This window comes from Kitasatospora sp. NPDC001603, assembly GCF_040298365.1.
Lineage (GTDB): Bacteria > Actinomycetota > Actinomycetes > Streptomycetales > Streptomycetaceae > Kitasatospora.
Genome location: NZ_JBEPAA010000162.1, coordinates 1 through 4,175, shown reverse-complemented (window position 1 = coordinate 4,175; position 4,175 = coordinate 1). Strand labels below are relative to the sequence as shown.

Below are 4,175 nucleotides of genomic sequence, written 5' to 3'. Positions count from 1 at the left end.
CCGGAGGTGAGGGAGGTGAGGCCGGAGGCGACGGCGGCGAGCTGGTCGGCGCGGTCGCGGGGGAAGCCTTCGGACATGCACAGCAGGAGGCCGTCCGCGGAGACCACCACCGTGTGCGACACCCCAGGGGTGTTGTCCACGAAATTGGTGATCAGCCAGTTCAGGTTCTGTGCGGCCTGGCTCATCTGACTCAACTCAACGCTCCTGGTGGTTCGAGCCGCCGAAGAGATCGGTGCTGCGGTTCTGCTGTCCGTTGCCGGACGGGTCTACCTGATCGGGGTCGATCCGGAAGCTTCCGGTGTTGCCGGCGCTGCGGCCCTGCTCCACGCCGCGGCGCAGGTTGGTGAGCCGGCCGCGGACCTCCTCGGGGCTGCGGGAGACCTGCGGCCCGTCCTGCGGAGTGGGCTTGGCGTTGCCGGCCACCAGGTTCTGCTTGGGCACCCGCCGGGGCAGGCCGGACGAGGTGGTCCCGCCGGAGGCGGGCTCGCGCAGCTGCTCGGCACGCTGCCAGGCGCCGTCGTTGGGCGACTGCCAGGCGGCGCTGGTCGGGCCGGTCGGTCCGGTGGGACCGTAACCGCCCAGCGCGGACACCTCGTGTCCGCGCGGTTCGGCGGGCGCCGAGGTGTCCTTGGCGCCGGTGAACCAGTTCGGGGTCTCGCCGGTGTCCTGGCCGCCGCCCTGCTGCGGCGCGGCGGCGGGGCCGCCGCCGGCCAGCTGCTGGCCGGGGCGGCGCTGCGGCAGCCCGGACGGCAGGGTGGCGGCGGGCTGGGCGGACGGCAGGGCCGGCGGCTCCGGGGTGTACGGGTGGCCGGCCGGGGCCTCCTCGGCCCCGTACTGCTCGTCGGCGTAGCCGTCGTAGCCCGGGTACTGGCCGTACTGGTCGTCCTGGCCCTGGTTCTGGCCCTGGTTCTGGTCCTGACCGTACTGGTCGTCGCCGTAACCCTGCTGGGGGAACCGGCCGTAGGCGTCCTGGCCGTAGTCGTTCTGCCCGTACTCGGTCCCGGCGTAGCCGTCCTGGGCGTACCCGTCCTGGGTGTAGCCGCCCTGGTCGTAGCCGTACTGCTGGTCGGCGTAGCCGGACTGGTCGTAGCCCTGCTGGGGGTACTGGCCGTCCTGGCCGTCCTGGCCGTAGCCCTCGTCGTTGCGCCGGCCGTACGCCGGGTACTCCTCCTCGACCTCGGCGTCGAGCACCTGCCGCTCCTCCGGCCCGAGCGGGCCGGACTCCAGGGCCGCGCGGCGGACCTGGTCGAGCCGCTGCGAGCGCTGGACGGCCTCCAGGGCCGGGCTGAAGCCGCTGGACCCGGCGCTGCCGTTGCCGGTGAGGTGGTCGTCGAAGCCCAGCTCGGCGGCGCTGCGCGGCTGGTTCTGCTGGACCTCGGCGGCCCAGTCGGCCGCGGACGGCTCCTGCTCGGCGAAGATCCGGGAGACGGTGAACTGCTCCTCCGGCTCCGGGGCGGCGCCCATCTGGGTCAGGAACGGCGGGAGCATGACCAGCGAGGTGGTGCCCGCGGACTCGCCCGAGGGGCGGAGCTGGACGCGGACGTCGTGCCGCTGGGAGAGCCGGCCGACCACGAAGAGGCCCATGCGGCGGGAGATGGTGGCGTCGACGGTGGGCGGCTCGGCCAGCTTCTCGTTGATCTCGGCGAAGTCCTCGGCGGTGAGGCCGATGCCCTTGTCGTGGATCTCGACCAGCACCCGGCCGTCCGGCAGGCGGGTGGCGTTGACCAGCACCCGGGTCTGCGGGCTGGAGAACGAGGTGGCGTTCTCCAGCAGCTCGGCGAGCAGGTGGACGAGGTCGGTCACGGCGGCGCCGACGACCTCGGCCTCGGGGATGCCGGAGAGCTCGACGCGCTCGTACTGCTCCACCTCGGACGCGGCGGCGCGGAGCACGTCGACCAGCGGGACCGGGGTGTTCCAGCGGCGGCCGGCCTCCTCGCCCGCGAGGACGAGCAGGTTCTCACCGTTGCGGCGCATACGGGTCGCGAGGTGGTCCAGCTTGAAGAGGTTCTCCAGCTGGTCCGGGTCGGCCTCGTTGTTCTCCAGGTCGGTGATCAGCGCCAGCTGGCGCTGGATCAGGCTCTGGCTGCGGCGCGACAGGTTGGTGAAGATCGCGTTGACGTTGCCTCGCAGCAGGGCCTGCTCGGCGGCGAGCGCGACCGCCTGCCGGTGGACCTGGTCGAAGGCCCGGGCGACCTCGCCGATCTCGTCCTTGCCGTGCAGCGGGATCTGGCTGACCGAGGTGTCCACCCGGTCCGGGTCGGTCTTGGAGAGCCGCTCGACGAGGTCCGGCAGGCGGTGGTCGGCGATCTCCAGGGCGGCGTTGCGCAGGGTGCGCATGCCCAGGATCATCGAGCGGGCCACGTAGCCGGTGAGGACACCGGCGAGGACCAGCGCGGCGAGCACGATCGCCGAGTTGAGGATGGCGTCGTAGAGCGCGTTGTCCCGCAGGTCGGCGGCGTCGTTGAGGACGTCGTCCAGCAGCGCGACCTCGGTGGCGCGCAGGCTGGCGATGTGGGTGTTGGAGGCCTGCTCCCAGTTCTCCTTGGTCAGACCGGCGTCCTTGGCCTCCTTGTAGGCGGCGTCGGCGGCGGCCTTGCCCTTGGACTGGCCCTCGGCGGCGGCCTGCGTGTAGGCGGCACCGAGGCCCAGCAGGCCCGTCATGGTCGGCACGCTGCCGTTCGGCATCCGGTACGCGGCGCGCTGGTCGGCGGCGGCTTGGGCGACCTGGGCGTCGGAGTAGCGCTGGGCGTCCTCGGGGGCGCTGCCGGTGTTGAACTCGGAGAGCGAGACCTGCTCCAGCTTCTGGGAGACCAGGAGCTGCTGGATCAGGTCGGCGTTCTCGTACCGGGTGGTGGACTGGGCCGAGATGCCGACCAGCAGGTGGAGCATCAGCGCGCGCTGGGTCGAGGCCGAGGCCTTGGCCAGCGACATGGCGTAGATCGCGCGGCCCTTGCTGGTGATGTTGCTGCTGCCGAGGCCGACCGAGTTGTCGTAGGCCAGCAGCGGCGCGATCATCGTCGAGTACGCGGACTGGGTCGCGGTGGCGAACAGCTCGGGCTTGTAGGCGACGTCGCGCAGGTGCGGGAGGAACAGCACCATGCTCTGGAAGGCCGCGTGCCGGTGGGGCAGTTCGGCCGACTTGTCGCTGGCGTCGTAGGCCGCGTTGTACGCCTTGAGCGCGGCGTCGGTGGTGGCGCGGGTCTTCGGGACGTCGCCGTTCGGGTCCTGGCCGGTCAGCAGGGGGCTGAGCGACTTGTCGCGCTCGTTCTCCAGCGCCTCGGCGAGTTCGGTGGCCGCCTTGGCCAGGCGGGCGGTCTTCTCGGCGCGGGAGGCCTTGACGTAGCCGTCGACCGAGGTGTTGACGCGCAGGCCGCCGAAGATCAGGCCGATGATGACCGGGATCATCAGGATGGCTATCAGACGGGCCGGCACACGCCAGTTCCGCGGCCGGAGGAAGTCGTACCGACCACCCTTGCCGCCGCTGCCTCCGTCGTCCGCCGAGCCACCGCCGCGGCGCTCCGTGGAGGCGGCCGGCGGCTTGGGGGCGGGGGCCGGGGGTCGCTCCTCGACCGGCGTGAACGCGGAGAATCCGGCCGGGTCCGTTGCGGTACCGTTCGGCTCGCTCTGGCGGGGCTCGGAGCGCCGCTGCGGGGCGACCTGCTGCTTACGCCTCACTCGACAACAACCTCTCGGCCGATTGGCGGCCATGGATCAATCCAGCGCTACCCCTGGCAGCGGCCCGCTGGTGGTGGGACTGCCGAAATGGATTTAGGGGTAGCTGGAATTTCAGCACGTGCAGGGATGGGGGACAAACAGGTGTCGATGGCGGCCTGCTGCGGAGCAATCCGGACATTAGCCGACATCGAGGGGCAAAACCGTGGTCTTCTGGCGCTGAGCGATGCTAATTCGCTACGCATGGTCACTGTTGATCACAAAATGCCTACCGAACTGTTATCCGCTGCTTATGTAGGGGTCTTGCGTGGGCCGCCGCGGCGACACCCGCGCCCTAGCCGCAGCTGCCCCGGTGCCCGACCGTGACGGCGGGGCACCGGGGCGTGCGACCTGCGGGTTCCCGCTCAGCGCAGGCGGGCGAGGAGGGCGTGTTCGACGAGGGTGATGAGGGCGCTCTTGGCGCTGTCGCGTCGTCGGGCGTCGAGGGTGATGACGGGGGTGTC

Annotated in this window: 2 protein-coding genes and 1 pseudogene; all 3 read right to left on the bottom strand. The window is 71.5% G+C overall.

The window, feature by feature from the left end:
• A partial coding sequence (locus tag ABT263_RS38465; protein ID WP_352291689.1) for a roadblock/LC7 domain-containing protein occupies positions 1-185 on the bottom strand: 185 nt, incomplete at its 3' end.
• A gap of 10 nt (positions 186-195) precedes the next feature.
• Positions 196-3,675, bottom strand: coding sequence for a sensor histidine kinase (locus tag ABT263_RS38460; protein ID WP_352298535.1), 3,480 nt, complete (start codon positions 3,673-3,675; stop codon positions 196-198).
• A 401-nt stretch (positions 3,676-4,076) separates the two neighbouring features.
• A pseudogene (locus ABT263_RS38455) lies at positions 4,077-4,175 on the bottom strand (ATP-binding protein); the annotation flags it as partial.